Genomic DNA, 15,526 nt, shown 5'->3' on the forward strand with positions numbered 1-15,526 from the left:
CCATTACCAATCTGTTAAAACAGACTGGTAATGGGCTTTTTTATTTTCCAGGTTAAAAATGTTTTGGTATAACATAGGAACGAAAAGTGTATATTTTAATTAAATTCGCTATATGCCAATCACTACGAGCATCCACGAAAACATTTCATCCAGGCTTCTGCGCTACCTCAGCTCACCTGTAGACAACAGTCCATTAATTGTTTTCCGGATAATCTTCGGATTACTCATCTTCCTGGAATCTATAGGGGCTATTTTCACCGGCTGGGTAAAAGAAACATTTATTGACCCTGTGTATCCTTTGCCTTTTATTGGTTTTGAGTGGTTGCAACCGTTGCCGGGGTATGGCATGTACGGATACTATGTGGTAATGTCAGGTTTTGGGTTGATGGTGATGCTGGGTTTATTCTATCGCTTCAGCATAACGGCTTTCACCCTAATGTGGACTGCTACTTATCTGATGCAGAAATTCAACTACAATAATCATTACTATTTGTTGATTCTGCTTTGTGTACTGATGATGCTTGTACCAGCCCATCACTATGCTTCACTGGATGTTAAGCGTAAACCGGCTATCCGGAGTTTAACTTGTCCCAGGTGGTGTTTCTGGCTTTTCATTCTGCAACTATGGATTGTATTTACCTATGCAGCCATCGCCAAAATACAACCCGACTGGCTCTCGGCCAAGCCTATTGCTTTGTGGTTCCAATACAAAACTGATTATCCTATACTTGGGCCCCTGCTAGCAACTAACTGGATTAAATGGGTAGTAGCATATGGAGGGATCTTCTTTGATTTATTAATAGTGCCTTTACTGCTCTGGAAAAAAACAAGAATGCTAGCTTTCGTTGCTTCGCTTGTTTTTCATGGATTCAACTCTGCTGTATTTCAGATAGGCATTTTTCCCTATTTAATGATCGGGGCAGATGTATTTTTCTTTGAACCAGAGAAAGTGAGACGATTCTTTTTTAAGAAAAAAACGCCTATATCCGCACTACCTTCTCCTCTTCCCTCCTATTCTCTGCCAAATCCGGCTATTACCGTTTTTTTAGTGCTATTTTTTGTACTGCAAGTAGTCTTACCATTGAGGCACTTGTTATTTCCCGGAGATGTAAACTGGACTGAAGAAGGCCACCGGATGTCATGGCGGATGATGCTACGGTCTAAGGGCGGTAATTTATCTTTTAATCTACGGAATCCTCAGACAAATGAGCAGTGGAAGGTTTATCTGAGTGACTACTTAACGGATGTACAAGCGGCTGATGTAGCCACGCATCCGGATATGATATGGCAAGTAGTCCAACTGCTGAAAAAGAAATATGGAGCAGAAGGTATACAAAACCTGGAAATTTATGCCATTAGTGAAGCCAGTCTGAATGGCCGTCCCTATCAGCCCTTTATTGACCCTACTGTAGACTTAGCAAAAGTAGACTGGGAGGCTTTCAAACATGCCCACTGGATATTACCTATGAAATCTGATGAGCAATAAAAAGCGGTTTCCCAAATCCGTTAAATTTTATAAGCTAACCAATTTAGAAAACCGCTTTACCATGAATTACAAAAAATTAACCAATGGCAAGCTTTTACTCTTCCATAATTTTTCCTAAGGCATTATTGTATAGTTCTTTTGCTCCAGCAGAAGTTAAAATAGGCTCATCTACTATCCGGAAATCGGCGGCATGCACTTTGCCTAATAAGCTGAACTTTACTTTAGAATTATCCAATGCATCTAAGAAGGCATCATTGTTTTCAGGTTTTACAGATACCACTACCCGGCTTTGGCTTTCGCCAAACAAGAAAGCATCTAACCGTACATTTTTATCAGGATTAATATTGAAACCTAATCCGCGGGGCATGGCTGATTCAGCTAACGCAGCTAGCAAACCGCCATCCGATACATCATGCGCGGATTCAATACGTTTTTGTAAAATCAACTCTTTTACAAGCGCCTGCACGGCAAATTCTTCTTCTATATCAAAATACGGAGCAGGGGAAGCTTTTACGCCTTTGTATGAGTACAGATATTCTGAACTAGCCAGATCATTTCGAGACTGGCCAATCAAATAAATAATATCTCCTTCTTTTTTGAAATCTATGGTCATCTGGTTTTCTGGGGCTTCCATTAATCCTAACATACCAATAGTGGGTGTCGGAAAAACTGGACCTTCGTCAGATGACTGGTTATAAAAACTTACATTTCCTCCGGTAACGGGCGTACTGAATTTTTCGCAGGCTTTCTTCATTCCTTTGATAGCTCCCACAAACTGCCAGTATACTTCCGGAACATACGGATTACCGAAATTCAAGCAGTTGGTAATAGCTACCGGTTCACCACCACTACATACAATGTTCCGGGCAGCTTCTGCCACGGCAATAGCACAGCCTTGTTCAGGGTCTGCCTGTACATACCGGGAATTGCAGTCTACTGTAATAACAAGAGATTTATCAGTGCCTTTTACCCGTACAATGGCTGCATCAGAGGGTGCATTCGTACTTCTGTTGGCAATACCAACCATTGAATCGTACTGTTCATACACCCATTTTTTTGAGGCAATATTGGGATGGGATAAGATATATTTTGCTGCTTCAGTAATCTGAGTAGTATTTTGTATATCTTCTATCGTATGTATGTCAAATTTCTGATATTCTTTATAATACGCAGGTTCTCTGTATTCTCTGTGATACACAGGTGCCCCACCCCCTAGTACTAGGTCATCAGCTGGAACATCGGCTACTAGTTCGCCATGCATATAAAAATGTAAGCGGCCTGTATCAGTCACGGTACCTATTTGCTCACAATTCAAATCCCACTTATCGAATATAGCCTTAGTTCCAGCTTCTTTGCCTTTTTCTACTACAATCAACATCCGCTCCTGTGATTCTGAAAGCAAAATTTCGAAAGGCACCATATTAGCCTGCCGGGTAGGCACACGGTCCAGGTGAATTTCCATACCATGCTCCCCTTTGGCACTCATTTCTGACGTAGAGCAAATAATACCGGCAGCACCCATATCCTGAATACCAATAACATGCCCGGTAGCAATTATTTCCAACGTAGCTTCCAATAATAACTTTTCCTGAAAAGGATCGCCTACCTGAACGGCCGGCAATTTTTCAACGGAATGCTCACCAATATCTTCTGAAGCAAAGGTAGCTCCGTGTATGCCATCTTTACCGGTAGCTGATCCGACTATAAATACCGGGTTTCCTACGCCATACGAAATTGCTTTGGCTACCTGGCCTGTCTTTACGATACCTGCTGAAAATGCATTTACGAGTGGATTAGTATTAAAGGAATCATCAAAAAACACTTCGCCTCCTACTGTAGGAATACCAAATGCATTCCCATAGTCGCCAATTCCCTTTACAACTCCTTTTAACAAACGCCGGGTTTTGTCTAGTTTCAGATTGCCGAAACGCAGCGAATTCAACTGGGCAATAGGCCGGGCACCCATCGTAAAAATATCCCGGTTTATTCCACCTACTCCGGTAGCCGCACCCTGATAAGGTTCTAAAGCAGAAGGGTGGTTGTGCGATTCAATTTTGAAGCTACAGGCTAACCCATCGCCAATATCTACTAATCCGGCATTTTCTTCTCCGGCTTTTGCCAGCATCCGGGGAGAATCTTTGGGCAAGGTTTTCAGCCAGACAATGGAATTTTTGTAGGAACAGTGCTCCGACCACATTACTGAAAAAATACTTAACTCAGTAAAATTTGGCGTACGGCCAAGAATGGCCTTGATTTTCTCAAATTCTTCAGGCAAAAGGCCTAGTTTTTTGGCGGTATCTACAGTAGGTAAGTGGGTTTCGGTGGATAATGTCATGTGCGAAAAAGATAATGAGAACTTACTAGACGGGGCAAAATTAGACAAAAAGGTGCATACTTGCTGCGCTATTCCGGAACTTGCTTACATATTTTGCTTAGTTATTTTTAGCAAAGCTTCTATCTAAAGTTTTTTTCAGATATATTTATAAGTAACCAGCTATTTTATCCAGTTTTGGTACATCTGTTATCAATCCTGCGAATCTTATAAATTTCATTCACCCTTTTTTATTTTCTTGCTATAGTAAAATTTATAGTATACTATTCGTATGAGAAGGCTTTTTCGTAAACAGCAAACAGGCTTATATATCGGCTTACTAAGTGTGTGTTGCTCGTGTGTTCAAATTCAAAAGGCAGAAAAAATTAGTCCAATTATTCCGGTACAGGAAGCGAAAAATATAGAGGACGACACCGATTCCCAGATTAATGTATATGTATTTAAACCTGCTTTCCGCAGTTACCAGGAAACAGTAAAATACGAAGCTATTGGCAGTAATATTTCATCATTCGATCAGGTATTGAACAAAGTAAAAAGCCGTGCCCGTAAAGATGGTTGCGAAGCGCTGGTACAGGTTAAATTTTACAGACAAGCCTATGGCAATGGTAAACTGGGTAGTTCTTTTCCCAAGATAGAAGCCATTGGTGTAAAATACACAGAATAAATTTTTGTTTCTTTACGCATATTTATCAAAAAGTAGCTATAAGGCTGCCTTTTGTGTTATAAAGCATAGAGTAAGCTTTCATACACTAGCTAGTTGTTCCTTTTCGAGAAAATTGGTACATGTCTTGTGCGCGTAGCCTATCTGGCACAGTAATTTTTTTATAGTATTCTTTCTGCTCTCCTCAAAGTAGTTTACAAACATCCCAGTTAGGTGTAGGCATGCATGTAACGCTTTTCCAAAGCGAGAGAATTGCAAAATAATACCGCTCGCTTGCTCTCTGCCCTGATAGCCTCTTTTTAGTCTTCCATATACCAGAATCACCGGCGCTAATTCCGCAGAACCAAAAAGAGGATTATATACTTTAATCTGTGTTCCTGCAAATTCCGTATAGCTGATAAGGTAATGATAGTATTACTGTATAAGCACCAGCCTCCATATTACTATGTCTTATAATAAGAGCCGTAAAATATATTCCAGAAAGAACAACAATTCAGTTGCAGTAAATAGTTATAACACAGCTAATCAGCCGATAAGAAAACAGTCACCTGGAAAGAAATATAGGCTGGGCAGTAAAAACAAAAGAAGAATAGATACCGGAAAAGTAGTAAAGAATGCAGAAAACCGGTTGAGGAACTTTAAACAGGCATCTATTTTAGCAGTGGCTATTACTGGTTTTATTATGTTAGTCTTTGCACCCAGTGAACAAGGCTTAGGCCAGGAAGCAGATGCATTTAATCAGGTGAAGCCTGCCGGCTCATCGGCTATTATAGAACAAGAACCCACAGCAGTTGATTCCTTGGCTGCTCCATCTAGCCGTGAGGCGGCTGAAGAAGCAATTAGTGCTATACAAAACTTATGGAATGGTTTTTATTACAATCTTCCCAAGTTTTTAATTGCCATAGCCACCTTAGTTCTGGCATGGCTCTTTGTACGGGTATTAACTTTTGTGCTAGATAAAATCATTGGTAACTGGCATAGTGCGAAAGCTATTATTTCTATTGTATCTATATCGGCCTGGCTACTGGCTATTGGTGTTGCAATAAGTATTGTAGCTGGCGATATCCGGGCGCTGGTCGGCTCTCTTGGCCTTATTGGTCTGGCTTTGTCCTGGTCGCTGCAAACCCCTATTGAAAGTTTTACCGGGTGGCTGTTAAACTCCTTCCAGGGGTATTACCGGGTAGGCGACCGAATACAGGTAGGCGAAGTTTTTGGGGATGTGTACAGTATTGATTTTTTGACTACTACTGTTTGGGAAATAGGCGCTCCTTACCAGTCAGGATATGTACAAGCCGAGCAACCAACTGGCCGAATGGTTACTTTTCCGAACAATGAAATTCTGACAGGAACGGTAATTAACTTAACACGGGATTTTCCATTTGTATGGGATGAATTAGCTATTTCTATTGCTAATGAATCAGACATAAAAAGAGGGATGCAGGTGCTGGAAAGCACAGCCATTTCGCTGTTAGGTAATTATATGATTACACCTGCTCAACAATATGCCCAGATGCTGGCGGAAGCAGGCCTGGAAAATAATGTTCCGGACCGGCCTCAGGTTTTTCTTTCTACCGAAGACTCCTGGACTACGATTACTATCCGTTACTTGGTTGGTGCCAGAGAACGTAGGAAATGGAAAAGCGAATTAATTCTGCGTACCACAGAAGAACTAAATAAGCCCGAAAATCAGAAGACCATTATACCTGTATATCCCAGGCAACAGGTGCAGCTTATTAATTCTCAAGGAATCCCAATAGATATAAACCGGACTGCTGCTCAATAAAATAGAAAGAGGCTGTCCTTGGGAGAACAACCTCTTTTATCTGTATAATTTAGCTGCTGTTTAGTTTGTTAAACTTATTGCTTTGCTGGTACCTCCGCTACTGATAATAACTTCTTTGTTACAATTTCCATCCCCATAATCTACAGTATACTCAGTTCCGGTAGCAGAAGTTAATTTTAATACACCACTTACAGCCACATAATTACTGATAGCCAAGCATGACACTTTCCATAACAAGGGCTGGTTGTTTTCAATAGTAGCTGTAAAAGCAATACCCTCACGGCTTTTACCTGAGGCCACCCCTGCCACTGTTACTTCATCATCCGTTATATCAAAAGGCGTATTTTTCACATCCCATTTTCTGGTTCTTTCGCTGTTCCATTCCAGTATTTTACCATCAGAAAAAGTTATTTTTCCACCGGTCTCTTTAATAGAAGTTACTAACACCGTATTGTCATAGCTGTGTGTCAGCACTTTTGTGCCTTCTACCCTATTTCCATCTACGTAATAGTTATCTAAGCTAATCGTTTGCCTACTGCCTACTACCCTGTATTTTCCTGTATAAACAATTTGTATTTTTCCTTTCCGTGTTCGGCCATCAATGGGAGATTTCACACCGGCAGTTCCAAAATCAATTAGTAAGGTGCCTGTAGAATTGGTACCTTTTGGAGTGATAGTTACGGTTGCCCCGTAACTATTGGTATACACGATTTCTTCTTCGGCTGACATACGCGCCATTTTATCGTTACTGGCTGTCATATCCGTTTCACTCATAGACAATACATCATCTGATTCGGCCATTCCTTTATTATTATCTGCTACAACACTGTCTGTAGAAGAAGCAGGCTTTTGATCGTCTTTATTACAAGCGCTAAACATCAAACTCATGGCCAGGATCGCTAAGGCACTACTCCGGTTAATTTTCTTCATATTGCTTATTTTTGTTTGATAGGATGAATAAAATATAGTTAGATTGGAAAAAGCACGTATTTCGTTGAACACTACAAATTTTCCTCCAGAGAATAACCTACCCTTAGTTACTGTTATCTGCCTGTGTTATAATCAGGGAGCTTTTGTAGAAGAGGCTTTATTTTCGGTAATAAATCAAACTTATCAGGTCCTGGAGCTGATTGTAGTAGACGATGCAAGTAGTGATCATAGCATTTCGGTTATCCAGCAATTCATACAAAAACATCCACATATTCACTTTATTAGTAATGAGCAAAATTTGGGCAATTGCCGTGCTTTTAATAAAGCTCTGGCCTATGCCAAAGGCAAGTACATTATTGACTTGGCCGCTGATGATGTATTGCTAGATACACGGGTAGAAAAACAAGTGAACTTATTTGAAAGGCTGGATGCTACTTATGGTGTAATATTCACAAATGCTATCTATATAAATGAGAAGTCGCAGGTGGTATCTTATCATTATCCGGTAGATAATCAAGGGCATGCCAGGCGGCAAATACCTGCCGGTGATGTATATGAGGCCATTCTCCGAAAGTATTTCATCTGTACCCCTACCATGATGATGCGCAAAAGTGTAATTGACGCTTTAGGTGGCTACGATGCAAACCTAAGTTATGAGGATTTCGACTTCTGGGTGAGGTCAGCCCGGATCTATAAATATTCCTATCTGGATGAAGTTTTAACCCTAAAACGGCAAGTAGCAGGTTCTTTATCTACAAAATTTTACCAGGTCCGGATGAACCAGTTATTAGCCTCTACACTGGTAGTTTGCCGGAAAGCTAAAGCATTAAACCGGAGTCCTTCTGAAGATGAGGCACTTGCTAGTAATGTGCGGTATCACTTGCGGCAAAGCTTCTACACAGAGAATTTTGACTTAGTGTGGGAGTATAAAAAACTATTAGAGTCGGTAGCCAAAACGGATTTTATCACGCAGGTAATTTTATTCCTTTCAAACTTCAAGATTCCAGTAGCCTGGTTATATACATTGTACCGGATGGCCAGGCAAAAAATGAATAATTTTCTCTAGTAAAAACTTACCTTCTGTTATCATAATCATCCAGCATACTCAGATAGCTGGCATACCGGCTGTCGGCTATCTCGCCGGCTTCCAGAGCAGCGATTATGGCACAGCCTGGCTCATGTACATGCGTGCAATTATGAAACCGGCATTCGCCCAACTTTTCCCGCATTTCCGGAAAATAGTGGCTTAGTTCCTCTTTTCCTATATCTATTAAGCCAAGTTCCTTAATTCCAGGAGTATCTATTATATAGGAATTTTCTGCTATTTCAAACATTTCAGCAAAAGTGGTGGTATGTACTCCTTTGTTAGCAAAAGTAGACACTTCAGAAGTCCGTAGGTGCAAACCCGGTGCAATGCGATTAACTAAGGAAGATTTTCCTACCCCGGAATGGCCGGATAACAAGGATTTTTTCTGATAAAGTGATTGTTTAAATTCCTCTATTCCTATCTCCTTTACCAGTGAAGTAAACAAACACGTATATCCAATGGATTCATACATTGCTGCAAGCATCTGTTGGTACGCAAGTGCCTCTTCATTGAGTAAATCTATTTTATTAAACACCAGTACAACCGGAATACGAAACGATTCTGCAGTAACCAGAAACCGGTCGATGAAGCCAAGAGAGGTACGTGGAAAAGCCAGTGTTACCAGTAATATTGCCTGGTCCAGATTGGCGGCCATCATATGGCCAAAGGCTGATTTATGAACGGACTTGCGGATAATGTAATTTACCCGGGGAAGAATATGGATAATAACACCCTTATTGTCCGACTTGTCTTCGATTTCAAATTGCACCTGGTCACCTACTGCAATAGGATTGGTTACTTTTAAGTCCTTTATTTTGAATTTGCCCCGTAAACGGCACTGATACATGGTTTTGTCTTTCGACTGTACATTATACCAGGAACCTGTGGACCGCATAACCATTCCTTGTTCCATAATAGCTAATCTAGGTAGCAAAAATAGAGGTAATCTTTGATGAATTCAGTGTATCAGCAACTATTTACTGTTTTTACTCAATCCACTTCTCCGTTCTACACATAGATATACGGCTAATGTATAAATGGTTGCCCTTTTCTGCTAAACAAAGCCATTAGAAAAGCAGTTTAATTCCTGTAAAAACATTAAACAGCTATGGCAGGTTCAGCAGATCAGCAACCACTTACAATAAAAGAAAAAACATGGATTTCGCATATCCGGCTGCAGGAATTATATGGCGAACAGGAGTTAGGCAACCGGCGAGACCCTATGAGGGAACTTATTTCTACTATGCTCTCTCACCGGACTACCCATGCCGATGAAGAAAAAGCCTACCGGCTAATGCACGAACGGTTTGGATCGTGGGAAGGTATACGGGATGCACCACTGCCAGAATTGATAGAGGCTATTTCCAGCTCACGGTTTCCGGAAGCTAAAGCAGTAAATATAAAAAAAGCCGTAGCCCGCATTCTGGAAGAACGTGGCGAAGCGAACATAGAATTTCTGCGGAATATGTCTACAGAAGATGCTATGGCCTGGTTGATGTCCATGCCTGGCGTAGGGCTTAAAACGGCTACGTTGGTGCTGCTTTTCAACTTTTATAAACCTGTTTTGCCAGTAGATACACACGTGCACCGGGTTACGCAACGACTAGGCATCATCACTGACAAAACAACCGCCGAAAAAGCACATACTATTCTGCTGGATCTATTACCGAAAGAGGCTAAAGTATTACTTAATTTTCATAAGCATTTCTTCTGGCACGGACAAAAAGTATGTATCTGGGGAACTCCCCGCTGCCAGAAATGCCCATTGACTGATATTTGTGACTGGTACAAAACCAACCGGAAAGTAGCTACCTAGCACTCATTTTCAAAAATTTCCTGAACTTTTATGCGTTGAACGGATAGCTGGCAGGAGTTTCTGGCAATAATCGAGTATCTTTTTGGTAGCTCCAGTATTTTTCTCCACATAATGACGGGCTATCCTAGCTTTCTCTAACCGTATATTTTCTTGCTGATATACCAAGGTAAATTGCTGTGCAAATTCTTCCGTGGTAGCAACAGAAATAGCCGCTGTATGCTCAATTAAATTCCTGGCCTCCTGAAATTTGTGGTAGGTAGGTCCAAAAAATATAGGCATACCAAAGGTAGCCGCTTCCAGTATATTATGTAAGCCTTTGCCAAAAGCCCCGCCTATATAGGCAAAATCTCCATACTGATACAGGGAAGAAAGCATACCAATATTGTCGATAATGAGTACATTATACTCTGCCAGGGTATTTTCCTGCGCCTGAGAAAAACGGATCGATTTTTTCTGAAGTTGTTTTTGAAGGGTTGCTAGTTGATCTTCATGTATTTCGTGTGGGGCAATAATAATTTTCAGTGGTTCCGTAAACTGATTCAGAAAAGGAGCCAATACTTCCATATCTTGTGGCCAGCTGCTGCCAATAACCAATAACTTCTGTCCGTTTTTAAACTTTTCTACCAAAGGCAGATCCTTTTTCTGGTCGCAAATGGTTTTTACGCGGTCGAAACGGGTGTCGCCGGCAACTGATACCTGCTGAACACCTATAGTTTTTAGTAAACTTGCCGATTGTTGGTTCTGCACAAATATGTGTTCAAATTCCTTCAATGTATTGCGAAAAAACTTGCCATATTTTTTAAAAAACACCTGATCTTGGCGGAAAATAGCAGAGAATGAGATGGCGGGTATATCCTCCCGGTTAAGTTGTGTAAGGTAATGATACCAGAACTCATACTTGGCAAAAAAGGCAATAGAGGGTTTTACAATTTTAATAAACTTCAACGCGTTTTCTTTAGTATCTAAGGGAAGGTAAAATACATAATTCGCTTCTGAATAGTTTTTGCGGATTTCGAAGCCAGAAGGTGAGAAAAAAGTGAGAAGAATTTTATAGGCAGGATATCTTTTTTTGAATTCTTCTATCACCGGCCGTGCCTGCTCAAACTCCCCCAAAGATGCACAATGAAACCAGGCCAGTGGATCTGTATTATCGCCGATGGTTTCCGATAGGTGGGAAAATATGGATTTCCGGCCTTGTACCCATTGTCTGGCTTTTGGGTTCCACCAGGAAACCCGACGGATCAAGAAAGCATATGTTTGCAGGGCAAATGAATATACGTATTCATTCATGTAGATAGATTAAAAGGTGTAAAGTAAAAGAAAATGGTGTAAAAGTAAAATGAATGCAGCCTGAGGTATTTTGCCAGTTGCCACACAACACCTTTTTATCTTACCTGACAAATTGGAGGACACTATATTTTGTTCGCCTGCTATCTAATAAGGTAGCCTAAGCAATTAGGCTAAGCGTTTCGCTAGCGCTAGCTACGAGAGAACTACTTTTAGCGTATTTTTTGTTATCTTTAATGTTAAACCTGATCCTTCAAACTTTTACTATTATGCAAAGACCAGTTTTAGAAATTCCATTAACAAGGTTTGAAAGGCTTCTGGAAGTACTTTGTGTAGTAGGAGTTATCACTTTTTTTGGGTTAATCGCCTGGAAGTATCCACATTTACCTGCTTCTGTACCTCAAAACTTTGGGCCAAATGGTCAGCCGGATGCCTGGGGAGATAAAAGTGCCATATTAATCCTCTGCTTAATTATTATTTTTTTGTATGCTATGCTGACAATGCTTAGCAAGTATCCGCATGTGTTCAACTATCCTTTTGCACTCAATGAACACAATATCGAAGACCAGTACAGGCTTGCCCGCACATTGATATATACAATTAAATTAGAGATTATCAGTATTTTCTTGTTCACCGGCTGGAAGATGATCCAGGTAAGTATAGGGCAGGCCGATGGCTTAGGTATTTATTTTCTTCCTGCATTTGTCGGGCTGCTGTTATGTACTATTTTCGTTTACATTTACCAGGCTTCCAAAGCCAGGTGAACTTACGGCTTGTCTGGAACTTACCCTTTAATTGAAGATACCCATTGAATTGACTTATGAACTTTCAAGATATAAAAAACCTACTGACGCTGAAATTTGGTGAAAATAGTATTCTGAAAGAAGATACGTCGGGCCTACAACCCATACTAACCGTGGCGTCTGCTCAACTTGCCATTATCTGCCAGGAGTTACACGAAAATCCACAAACCTACTTTGATTATCTGGCATGTATCACTGCTATAGATAACGGACCGGAAAAAGGCACGATGGAAGTAATATATAATCTATATTCTATACCTTTTAATATCTCCTTCACCCTGCGAACAGAGCTAATCCGTAATAAACCGGAAGAACCCTTGCCTCAGCTTCCTACGGTTAGCCATATCTGGCGAACCGCCGACTGGCATGAACGGGAAGCATATGATTTGATGGGAATCCACTTCACCGGCCATCCGGATTTGCGCCGGATTTTGTTGGTAACGGACTGGGAAGGACATCCGCTCCGGAAAGATTATAAGCTTCAGGAAACATATCATGGAATCAAAGTGGCGTATTAAATTCACTAAAATTAGTCTAAGAAAATACAGGGGAGTTACTATCTTTCGTTATAGACTGCAATACCTTAACTGTATCTCTCTAAGTAAAAATATTTTCAACTGATCTATTCAACAATATTCACCAGCGTATTCACCCTCATTTTTATATGAAAAAAATAGTTGTTTTGATGTTGGCATTCCTCTCTTACGTGGGAGTTCAGGCACAAACCGGTAAAAACTTTCCTGCCCTTACTGGTACAAACCTGCTGGACAAAACCGTAACTATTCCTAAAGACACTAAAGGCAAATATACGGTTGTAGGAGTAGCATACTCACAGAAAGCAGATGAGGCACTTAAAAGCTGGTTTCAGCCGGTGTACGAAACTTTCATCTATGAATCAGAGTACGATGTAAACACCTATTTCATTGGCATGATCAGTGGTATAAAAGAAGTAGCTGCGGGCACTATTGAGAAGAAAATGAAAAAAGGAGTAGACCCGGTACTACATAAGCATATGTTGCTTTATAAAGGAGACAGTAAAGATTATAAAGATGCATTGGGCCTGAAAGAAAAAGATACACCTTATTTTTTTGTACTGGATAAAGAAGGAAAAATTGTATACACTACCTCCGGTGCCTATTCAGATGCCAAGCTGGAAAAAGCTGAAGAAATTCTAGATGAAGCCAGTGAATAAGAATTAACTAGCTTTAAAATTTTTTATACGCATTTGCTTATGCAACTTCTGGGCATACTTAATTAGGTCACAAGTCCCCTGACTTTTGCCATCCCAGAAGGCAATCACCAGCTGAGCTCGGCTAATAATTTGGTAGGTACGGTTATGTACCGGCTGTTGATCGTGCGGAATTTCCTGAAATTTAATATTGTGCTCCGCAGCATACCGTTTAGCTAATTTATCGGCCCCTTCCGACTCTCCGGAAATAAGTTCAGATATATATATGTGGCTCAACGTTTCCTCCATCAATGCGTAGTCATTAAACGTACGTGAGCCAATTACTGCAACTTTCATAGCTTAGCGTGTATCTGGATTATATAAAACAATGTATGGTACAGTTTTAAAATAGTTAATAAACAGTACTAGTATATACGAAACATAAGTATTTTCAGCCAAAAATAGTGGAAACTGTGGTAAACCCCTTGAAAATTACCCTTTTAAATTATTTGGCTTTAGCCGCCATGTATAAGTAAACGTATATACCAGACTCAGTGCCTGACTTTACTTAGTTATGAAAATACTTTCAGCAGAACAAACCAAAGCCTTAGATGCTTACACTATTTCAAACGAACCTGTATCCTCCATAGATTTAATGGAACGGGCTTCGGCCTCTTTTGTAGAATGGTTTATCTTACAATTTACCCGGGATCAGCCGGTACTACTTTTCTGCGGAACCGGAAACAACGGAGGCGATGGCCTGGCTATCGCTAGAATGCTGCACGAAAAAAAGTACAAAGTGGATGTTTTTATTGTCACCTATTCACCCAACCCATCGGCTGACTTTACCACTAACTATGAAAGACTCAAGCCTTTAGTACCCATAAAATCTATTCATACGCCCGCCGATATTCCTTTACTTACAGAAAACAACTTACTTATTGACGCTATTTTTGGTTCAGGATTGAACCGGTCTGCGGAAGGAATAGCAGCAGCGGTGATTGATGCGCTAAATAAAAGTAAGGCAATCATAGTAGCTGTAGATATACCCTCCGGCCTGTATGTGGATACGTATTCAGATAGTCCGCATATTGTGGAAGCCGATTATACACTTTCTTTTCAACTTCCCAAGCTCTCGTTTCTGCTTCCCCAGAATTTTAAGTATGTGGGAGAATGGCATCTGACCGAAATTGGTTTGCATCCGGAAGGGATTCAACAGGCCCAGACTAATTATGATTTCGTAGATGAAGCCTTAATTAACAAGTTGATAAAAAAACGCGGCAAATATGACCATAAAGGCAGTTTCGGACATGCTTTACTAATAGCAGGCAGTTATGGTAAAATGGGTGCGGCACAGTTAACTGTAAAAGCTTGTCTGGCTACAGGCGTAGGTTTGCTGACTTGTTATGTACCCAGGTGCGGCTATGAAATCATGCAAATTGCGGTACCAGAAGCCATGACACTAACGGACCCGGATGAAAAAGTAATTTCGGAGATACCTGCCCTTGAAAAGTTTACAACCCTTGGTATTGGCCCCGGACTCGGAACAGAAGAAGCTACGGTAAAAGCCATGAATACCTTGCTGCGCGAATACCGATCGCCTGTTGTTATAGATGCCGATGGGCTGAATATTCTGGCTAAAGATAAAGAACTACTTAACCAACTGCCGGCAGGAAGTATCCTTACTCCTCACCCGAAAGAATTTGAACGGCTGGCCGGAGAAACAACCAATGACTATCAACGGCTGGAAGTTTTGCAGAAGTTTGCTAAAGAGCATCAGGTAGTAGTGGTATTGAAAGGGGCTCATTCGGCTATTGCAACTCCTTCCGGAGAGGTGTATTTTAACTCTACTGGTAACCCTGGTATGGCTACCGGAGGCACCGGAGATGTACTAACTGGTATTATTACTTCACTGCTTGCACAAAAATATACTCCGGAAGAAGCAGCAATTGTAGGTGTGTATTTCCATGGCTTAGCCGGCGATTATGCTGCTGAAGATAATGGATTTAATGCTCTTACCGCTAGCCATATAATTTCTTATTTACCACAAGCATTTATTCAATATAATTTATAATTTGGCAGGGCTTACAGCACACTTTTACCCAACAGAGCATATACTATTTTAGTATAATAAAGATATAGCAGAACTATCTTAGGTAAAATACGTCAGTAC

General features: G+C 40.7%; 14 protein-coding genes. 9 read left to right on the top strand and 5 right to left on the bottom strand.

Annotation, left to right across the window (positions count from 1 at the left end):
* Positions 1–112 precede the first annotated feature (112 nt).
* Positions 113–1,486 carry an HTTM domain-containing protein gene (locus Q0590_RS18830; protein WP_302039139.1) on the top strand — a complete coding sequence of 458 codons (1,374 nt, stop codon included), beginning with the start codon at positions 113–115 and terminating at the stop codon, positions 1,484–1,486.
* A 94-nt stretch (positions 1,487–1,580) separates the two neighbouring features.
* Here the strand turns inward: Q0590_RS18830 and purL are convergent, their stop codons facing one another.
* Positions 1,581–3,821: a phosphoribosylformylglycinamidine synthase subunit PurL gene (gene purL / locus Q0590_RS18835; RefSeq protein ID WP_302039140.1), complete on the bottom strand. Its 2,241-nt coding sequence runs from the start codon at positions 3,819–3,821 to the stop codon at positions 1,581–1,583.
* A 268-nt stretch (positions 3,822–4,089) separates the two neighbouring features.
* Between purL and Q0590_RS18840 the strand changes: the two genes are divergently transcribed.
* A complete protein-coding gene (locus Q0590_RS18840) occupies positions 4,090–4,482 on the top strand; it encodes a hypothetical protein (protein ID WP_302039141.1) in 393 nt (130 codons plus the stop codon).
* A gap of 442 nt (positions 4,483–4,924) precedes the next feature.
* Positions 4,925–6,262: a mechanosensitive ion channel family protein gene (locus tag Q0590_RS18845; protein WP_302039142.1), complete on the top strand. Its 1,338-nt coding sequence runs from the start codon at positions 4,925–4,927 to the stop codon at positions 6,260–6,262.
* A gap of 60 nt (positions 6,263–6,322) precedes the next feature.
* On the opposite strand, the gene Q0590_RS18850 is transcribed toward Q0590_RS18845, so the two are convergent.
* On the bottom strand, positions 6,323–7,192 hold the full coding sequence (locus Q0590_RS18850) for a hypothetical protein (protein WP_302039143.1): 870 nt from the start codon (positions 7,190–7,192) through the stop codon (positions 6,323–6,325).
* 43 nt (positions 7,193–7,235) lie between these two features.
* Here Q0590_RS18850 and Q0590_RS18855 point away from each other — a divergent pair, with 43 nt between their 5' ends.
* Positions 7,236–8,258: a glycosyltransferase gene (locus Q0590_RS18855; protein ID WP_302039144.1), complete on the top strand. Its 1,023-nt coding sequence runs from the start codon at positions 7,236–7,238 to the stop codon at positions 8,256–8,258.
* Positions 8,259–8,265: 7 nt separating this feature from the next.
* On the opposite strand, the gene rsgA is transcribed toward Q0590_RS18855, so the two are convergent.
* The gene (rsgA, locus tag Q0590_RS18860) at positions 8,266–9,192 is read right to left on the bottom strand and encodes a ribosome small subunit-dependent GTPase A (RefSeq protein WP_302039145.1); all 927 of its coding nucleotides are present in this window, start codon (positions 9,190–9,192) and stop codon (positions 8,266–8,268) included.
* 195 nt (positions 9,193–9,387) lie between these two features.
* Between rsgA and Q0590_RS18865 the strand changes: the two genes are divergently transcribed.
* The gene (locus Q0590_RS18865) at positions 9,388–10,095 is read left to right on the top strand and encodes an endonuclease III domain-containing protein (protein WP_302039146.1); all 708 of its coding nucleotides are present in this window, start codon (positions 9,388–9,390) and stop codon (positions 10,093–10,095) included.
* A gap of 9 nt (positions 10,096–10,104) precedes the next feature.
* Here the strand turns inward: Q0590_RS18865 and Q0590_RS18870 are convergent, their stop codons facing one another.
* Positions 10,105–11,385 (bottom strand): 3-deoxy-D-manno-octulosonic acid transferase, encoded by a 1,281-nt coding sequence (locus Q0590_RS18870; protein ID WP_302039147.1) that lies wholly within the window; start codon positions 11,383–11,385, stop codon positions 10,105–10,107.
* A gap of 266 nt (positions 11,386–11,651) precedes the next feature.
* On the opposite strand from Q0590_RS18870, the gene Q0590_RS18875 reads away from it, so the two are divergent.
* From Q0590_RS18875 to Q0590_RS18885, 3 genes are all read left to right on the top strand, one after another.
* Positions 11,652–12,146, top strand: a complete 495-nt coding sequence (locus Q0590_RS18875; protein ID WP_302039148.1) for a DUF1648 domain-containing protein — start codon at positions 11,652–11,654, stop codon at positions 12,144–12,146.
* A gap of 56 nt (positions 12,147–12,202) precedes the next feature.
* Positions 12,203–12,703 (top strand): NADH-quinone oxidoreductase subunit C, encoded by a 501-nt coding sequence (locus Q0590_RS18880; RefSeq protein WP_302039149.1) that lies wholly within the window; start codon positions 12,203–12,205, stop codon positions 12,701–12,703.
* Between the two features lie 146 nt (positions 12,704–12,849).
* Positions 12,850–13,377 (top strand): hypothetical protein, encoded by a 528-nt coding sequence (locus tag Q0590_RS18885; RefSeq protein ID WP_302039150.1) that lies wholly within the window; start codon positions 12,850–12,852, stop codon positions 13,375–13,377.
* Positions 13,378–13,380: 3 nt separating this feature from the next.
* Here the strand turns inward: Q0590_RS18885 and Q0590_RS18890 are convergent, their stop codons facing one another.
* Positions 13,381–13,710: a DUF2493 domain-containing protein gene (locus tag Q0590_RS18890; protein ID WP_302039151.1), complete on the bottom strand. Its 330-nt coding sequence runs from the start codon at positions 13,708–13,710 to the stop codon at positions 13,381–13,383.
* Between the two features lie 217 nt (positions 13,711–13,927).
* Between Q0590_RS18890 and Q0590_RS18895 the strand changes: the two genes are divergently transcribed.
* A complete protein-coding gene (locus tag Q0590_RS18895) occupies positions 13,928–15,427 on the top strand; it encodes an NAD(P)H-hydrate dehydratase (protein ID WP_302039152.1) in 1,500 nt (499 codons plus the stop codon).
* The last annotated feature ends 99 nt before the right edge of the window (positions 15,428–15,526 follow it).

It is taken from the genome of Rhodocytophaga aerolata (assembly GCF_030503435.1).
In the GTDB taxonomy this organism is placed as follows: domain Bacteria; phylum Bacteroidota; class Bacteroidia; order Cytophagales; family 172606-1; genus Rhodocytophaga; species Rhodocytophaga aerolata.